At 48.6% G+C, this 6,000-nt stretch carries 9 protein-coding genes and 1 other annotated feature; of the genes, 2 read left to right on the top strand and 7 right to left on the bottom strand.

The features are described from left to right. Positions 1-73 precede the first annotated feature (73 nt). Positions 74-691, top strand: coding sequence for a hypothetical protein (locus tag VJ579_02685; GenBank protein HXK37947.1), 618 nt, complete (start codon positions 74-76; stop codon positions 689-691). Positions 692-724: 33 nt separating this feature from the next. On the opposite strand, the gene VJ579_02680 is transcribed toward VJ579_02685, so the two are convergent. The 4 genes from VJ579_02680 to VJ579_02665 form a co-directional block, all read right to left on the bottom strand. Then, a complete protein-coding gene (locus VJ579_02680; protein HXK37946.1) occupies positions 725-1,096 on the bottom strand; it encodes a hypothetical protein in 372 nt (123 codons plus the stop codon). A gap of 93 nt (positions 1,097-1,189) precedes the next feature. Continuing rightward, positions 1,190-1,564 (bottom strand): hypothetical protein, encoded by a 375-nt coding sequence (locus VJ579_02675; protein HXK37945.1) that lies wholly within the window; start codon positions 1,562-1,564, stop codon positions 1,190-1,192. Between the two features lie 268 nt (positions 1,565-1,832). Continuing rightward, the gene (locus tag VJ579_02670) at positions 1,833-2,153 is read right to left on the bottom strand and encodes a hypothetical protein (protein ID HXK37944.1); all 321 of its coding nucleotides are present in this window, start codon (positions 2,151-2,153) and stop codon (positions 1,833-1,835) included. A gap of 29 nt (positions 2,154-2,182) precedes the next feature. Continuing rightward, on the bottom strand, positions 2,183-3,637 hold the full coding sequence (locus VJ579_02665; GenBank protein ID HXK37943.1) for a methionine--tRNA ligase: 1,455 nt from the start codon (positions 3,635-3,637) through the stop codon (positions 2,183-2,185). Positions 3,638-3,762: 125 nt separating this feature from the next. Here VJ579_02665 and VJ579_02660 point away from each other — a divergent pair, with 125 nt between their 5' ends. Continuing rightward, positions 3,763-4,323, top strand: coding sequence for a hypothetical protein (locus tag VJ579_02660; protein HXK37942.1), 561 nt, complete (start codon positions 3,763-3,765; stop codon positions 4,321-4,323). An 84-nt stretch (positions 4,324-4,407) separates the two neighbouring features. Here VJ579_02660 and rplL read toward each other — a convergent pair whose 3' ends face one another. From rplL to VJ579_02645, 3 genes are all read right to left on the bottom strand, one after another. Then, a complete protein-coding gene (rplL, locus tag VJ579_02655; protein HXK37941.1) occupies positions 4,408-4,800 on the bottom strand; it encodes a 50S ribosomal protein L7/L12 in 393 nt (130 codons plus the stop codon). Positions 4,801-4,873: 73 nt separating this feature from the next. Further along, positions 4,874-5,362, bottom strand: coding sequence for a 50S ribosomal protein L10 (rplJ, locus tag VJ579_02650; protein ID HXK37940.1), 489 nt, complete (start codon positions 5,360-5,362; stop codon positions 4,874-4,876). 56 nt (positions 5,363-5,418) lie between these two features. Then, positions 5,419-5,551: a sequence feature (ribosomal protein L10 leader region), on the bottom strand. A 106-nt stretch (positions 5,552-5,657) separates the two neighbouring features. Next, on the bottom strand, positions 5,658-5,972 hold the full coding sequence (locus tag VJ579_02645) for a hypothetical protein (GenBank protein HXK37939.1): 315 nt from the start codon (positions 5,970-5,972) through the stop codon (positions 5,658-5,660). Between the last annotated feature and the right edge of the window lie 28 nt (positions 5,973-6,000).

Genomic DNA, 6,000 nt, shown 5'->3' with positions numbered 1-6,000 from the left:
CGTCAACCCCCCTAACATTGACCATTCCCCAAGTTCCGCTAGGATAGGCAAAGAAAGGGTTTTGGAGGATTCCATGACTACGAACAACAAGCTCGCCCTGATTGCTGCTTCGCTCGCTCCCATTAAGGCCAAGTACTCGCTGAGGCGCCACAAGGAAATCACCATGGAGGATGCCTCCTTGATCAAAGACTTCCTCGGGCTCATGTTCATCGACTGCGCACTTGTTGTACCCCAGAGGCTGAGTATTGTGCGCGGAAGCCGCGAACACATTCATGCCACGGAGGTCTACTTCAATGTCGTAAATGAATCAGGGGAGCAACACGAGGCAGCGATGCTCACCTTGAATCATCTGCTCAAAGAGAACAATGGAGTGAGGCGCCTTAAAATGTTCTTTGGCATGCCTGTGTCCACCGATGAAGAGCTGCTTTACACACGACTCCGGGAGATGGAAAAGATGGGGAAGTTCGAACTACCGAAGATCATAAAAATAGATAATGAGGGAAATGAGCTTCTCATTGATGAGGCCGATGATGAATACTGCTTCGACGGAACGCACCGCTATTGTGGCGGGAGGATCACGCGTCATCGCACGACAAACCTACACGATGTACTCGTGTGTGACACCTGCCTCCTGCGTGTACCTTTCCTGCACACCATCCATACGCATGAAGAATTCCAGATGCGTAAATAAACAAAAACGGCATGCCTAGGCATGCCGCATTTTTTAATGCTCGAAAATAATGTTCGTCTCTTCGTGAATGAAGAGCAGAAGAGAACCTGTAAGTGCAGTCTCTTTTGATCTTCCAATGAGCACAAGCAATGCACCCTCGTCGAACTCGTCAGTGCTCGGGATACGCGACTTCGTCACAATGAATGAACCCGCGAATTCCTCCCCGGAGTCCGTTCGCGCGCCCGTTACGAAGACAAGCGGATAGAGCTCGAACTCCTCTTCTGCATGCACAAGAATGGTGTCGAGCATTTCCATGCAATCATGGTAGCGCAGCGGACTCTGCTCCCCTGCAGCAATGGAAAACGCGAGATGATGTTGCTGTTTATGCCACAAAAAATCAACGAAATCAGACTGGTTGCGACGCATATGGCCCCCAAAAGGAATATTCTCACTCGATACTACCGCAATGAAGTTGACTGTCAATGAAAGCGCCCCCGGATAGAATCCTGGGGGCGATGATTATTTGCAAGACATGATGTAGGTACCAGGATGCACACTCACCCAAATCGCAGCATTGATATCTGCCGAGGGTGAAATATGCATATGGAGCAGCGCCTTATCCTGTTCTTCTGAGGCTTTAATGCCGTGCACGAAGAAATTTCCCAAAATTGAGGCACTCCTCTCCGTGTATGCATCGCGCACATAGACGCGGCGATTCAAGAATGCCGTCACCGCAAATGCATACTGACGATGTGCGGCGTACTGATTGGTCGCTTCGGCGCGCTTCGGCTCAGCTCCGACGTCCTCGAGGCTACGCTTGCGATCCTGTTCTATGGCGCGATGCGTCAGGTATTCGCTATAGCAAAGGCCAGGCAATTTTTCTGATGTAGGCATGACACCTCTCCAAAGTTCTTGCCACACTATAACGCATAAGAAAACAAGGGGCAAGCATTTTTAATATGGCAGAAAAGTACTTATCTAGGGCACGGAAAAGGGGTTTTCGATAGAGCGACTACTTTGCATTATCGCTCAAATATGTTTGTATATATACAGATACCTGACGAACAAAGGAGATGCCATGGGATGCATGCATCGATGCAACTGTGACTGCCATCGCAATCCGCACGTGAGACACTGCGCACCCTGCTGCGCCGGTCAGTGCTTATTCTGCAATGAACATATTCGCCACGGATCCATGAATGACCACCTGCATATTTGTCATCACATGGAGCCCGCAGTGTTCGTGCTCCATCATGCGATCCCAACCTGTGAAGGAAGGCTTCTGGAAAATGGAACCTGTGAAGTGTGTGGTGAACGTCCCGACATTGAGTCTGCAACACTTCCAAGACCATATTGCCCACAATGCGATATAGTTCTTCTGCGAGGAAAGTCCTTCAACGGCCTCTTCTGTACGACTTGTAAGAAAATTTACTACAAACCTACTCGCTAACTGCTCACCTGTGCTCACGCACAGGTTTTTCATACGAAAAAACACACCTGTGTGTGTTTTTACTAACCAGCACGAGCAAAGAGTGGCGTTTCAGGCATTTTATTTTCCTTCGCGAAATCCATGACTGCGCTACCCGTACGAGGGAGGAAGATTGCAAGATCGCGGCCGATTGCATAGAGCTCAATGAGCATTGCATGCACATCGCGCTTTGCCGCCTCTGGATCCACCTTGATCTTCTTGAATGGCTCCGTCGACTGAATCGTGCGATCGAGCTCGCGCATGCGTTCGACGACTGACCCTATCCCCTTCTGGAGATCAAAACCGTCCATCTGTATCGAGAGTTCTGGTGTCGCCGATGCACCATCAAGCTCTTCAAATGTTGCGGCAACACCATAGGTCGTGGCCATCTTCATAATTCGGTTCGTGAGATTACCGATACCATTCTGAAGATTTGAAGCATATGAGATTGCAATCGACTCCATCGTCATATCACCATCCTCAAATGATGGAATGTCGTGGAGCAATACGAAACGAAGGACATCCTCAGGGAACGGCGTGAGCGGCTTGAAGTGCTCGATAACGTCGAACGGACTGATGACATTACCAAGAGACTTGCTCATCTTTTGACCACCCGAAACAATGAAGCCATTGATGATAATGTGCTTGGAGTTCGGGAGTCCTGCACTCATCAGCATTGCCTGCCACATTGCCGACTGTTGGCGGTTATTATCCTTTCCACAGTATTGAATGACTGGCCATAGGCTCTCAAACTTCTTCATGTCCGTTGGCCAACCGATTGCGGACACATAGTTCACCAGCGCATCGAACCACACGTACATCACATGTTCCTCATCGCCGGGAACTGGGACACCCCATGGCATCTTCGTAGCGAGACGGGAGATCGAAAAGTCCTGCAGACCGCCAGAGACGAAAGCACGCATCTCATTGAAACGGAAATCGGGGATCACAAAGTCTGGATGCGCTTCGTAGAATGCAAGGAGTGGCTTCTCATAGTTCGAGAATTTGAAGAAGTAGTTTTCCTCGTCGCGTAATTCTATCTCACGGTTCGGGTGAATTGCACAGCGACCATCAACGAGTTCGGAGTCGGTCTTCTCGAGCTCACAGCCGACACAATACTTCACGGAGTACTGCTTCTTGTAGATGTCTCCTTTCTTTTCGCAGATCTTCCAAAATTCCTGTGCAGCAGCTACATGATGTACATCGGTTGTACGGATGAAACTATCGATTTGGAGATTGAGTGCAGGGGCAAGGTCCTTGAAACGTACCGCAAGTTTATCGGTATATTCCTGAGGGGAGACGCCCTCTGCCATTGCGGCCTCATGAATCTTTGCACCATGCTCATCAGTACCGGTATTCAAAAAGACCTGCTTACCGAGTGAACGATAGTAGCGTGCGAGGCTATCGGCACGGATGATCTCCATAGCGAAACCAACATGCGGCGCCGCATTCACATAAGGGAGGGTCGTTGTAATATAGACTGCTTTTTCGTCTGACATAAGGAAGTTATACCATAATTAGAGTACAGAGAATAGAGTAGAGCATGTAAGAATATGTCTCTCAGCTAGACCGCCCAGAGAACAATCATCATTTACAAATGCTTCGAGCATGAGATAATTTACCCATGAATACGGTATTTCTCGACTTTGACCGCACGCTTTTTGACACCAATGGTCTCATTACACTCATGCAAAAATATGAGCCCAGTGAACAAATGGGCACGGCCTCATTTATCTCAATCCTCGAGCATGAAGTACACAATCTCCATACACTGGTATTCCCGGACGTTAAACCTACACTCGACACGCTGCGCAGTAATGGCTATCGCATCGTACTCATGACGACCGCAGAGAACCCCACGGCACAGGAAATCAAAATCCATGGCTCAGGAATTGCGCACTATCTCAATGACACAATAATCGTACCTGGACTCAAGGGAGAAGCGATAGCAGAGTGGCTCACAAAGTATGACAGCGGCGAAGATATGCACTATTTCATCGACGACGTCCCAATAGTACTCATTGATGCACAGGAGCGCAACCCACGTCTCATCACCTTTCGCATCGAGCGCGCACCCTTGCGCCCTCAACACGAAGCAGACGCGCTCCGCGACACAAAGAGCACCATCATCACCTCACTCGACCAACTCCTCCGCAACATTCCTCTCGAAACCAGCGGCAACTAAAAGGCCAGTGCCATTACCATGCAGGTGAACTCAAGTAATTTACCTAAACAAAAAAGACCAAAGGGTCTTTTTTGTTTAGGTAAATTACTTAAGTGTAACCGATCCACCTGCTGCCTCAATCTTAGCCTTGAGCGCATCTGCCTCCTCCTTCTTGAGGCCGGCCTTAACGAGTGCTGGTGCTGCGTCAACGATATCCTTTGCCTCCTTGAGTCCGAGACCGAGAACCTCCTTGATTGCCTTGATGACCTGAACTGGTGTTGCACCTGCTGCTGCGAGCTCAACATCAAATGATGTCTTCTCCTCGCCCGCTGCTGCTGCTACTGCTGGGCCAGCAACTGCTGTTGCGGCTGCTGATACCTCCCACTTTGTCTCGAGGAGCTTTACGAGCTCGTTGAGTTCGAGAAGCGTAAGCTTCTCAACTGCGGTGACGATTGCTGCAAACTTTGCAGGAACCTCAACTGTTGACTTCTCTTCCATGTTATTGAAATTTAATTTGTTTTAAATAGAAACTGTGTTCAAACGGATAGGCATTGTGCCAATCCAAATTGAATTATTCGCCCTTCTTTGCCTTTGCGTCCACAACTCGTACGAATTGTGTAACAACGGCGCTGAGTACACCTGCGAACTTGCCCTGGAGTTCCTTGTATGAAGGAATAGATGCGAGTTCCGTGATCTCGGCCTTTGACATGAATGCGCCCTCGTAGATTCCTCCAACGAGCTGCATCTTGTCCTTGTTTGCCTTTACGAATGCATAGACACCCTTTGATGCTGCGACAGGGTCGGTAGACCATGCGATTGCAACTTCACCTGGGAGCTCTGGAAGAGTACCTGTGATACCCTGCGCAACGAAAGCACGCTTCATAAGCGACTTCTTTGCAACGGTATACTTGACTCCTTTCTCGCGGAGCTCACGGCGGAGTGTATTCATTTCATTTGCGGTGATTCCGCGAGCTGAAACAAATGCTGCACCGGTAGCGGTTGAGAGACCAAGAGAAATCTTCTCTGTGATCTCTGTCTTCTTCTGCTTTGTGATTGCCATGTAAATTATGTTAATTTAGCAAGAACTTTGCTGCGTCGCTGGTGCTAACGGAAAGTTCTGCTAAATAAAAAGATCGACCTTAACGAGAAGATCAACCGCCCAAAAAAGTGGGTAGAGTTGGTACTTCGGCAGGAGATTAAGTTCCTTTGTCGGAACACCTGCTGTCTTCAGCGTTGAGTCAAATACTACCCGATATTCGCCAAAAGTCAATCACTATTATATGCCTATAAATATGGCTACTTTGACACATTTTCTAACAATTTCAAACAAAAAGTGCCCGAGGGCACTTTGCGCTTTAGCGACGGAAAAAGTATGAGCGCTGTATGATATCCGTCTCGAGAAGATACGCTTCCCGAACTCCACCCTCAAGCTCTACGGTATAGATTGGTGGACTGGCGAGGTGTCGTTCTACAGAAATGATGCGCTGAACAGAGGGTTCTTCACGCTGCAATCGAGATAGCACACGTGCATTCGACCACCAGAAATTGCTGGCGGAGAGGAGCACGAGCACAACCGCAATAGGCGCAGAAATCAACGTGAGCGCACAAAACCTCCCAAGCATATTTATGAAATCTTCACATAGACAATGCTCATGTACGAGTAGATACATAAAAGCTCCAAAGTGACTGTCTACACAC

This window comes from Candidatus Paceibacterota bacterium, from assembly GCA_035583355.1.
In the GTDB taxonomy this organism is placed as follows: domain Bacteria; phylum Patescibacteriota; class Minisyncoccia; order Phycocordibacterales; family UBA6899; genus JAJZQJ01.
Note: the sequence above shows the minus strand (reverse complement) of the source record. Positions and strands in the feature narration are given on the sequence as shown.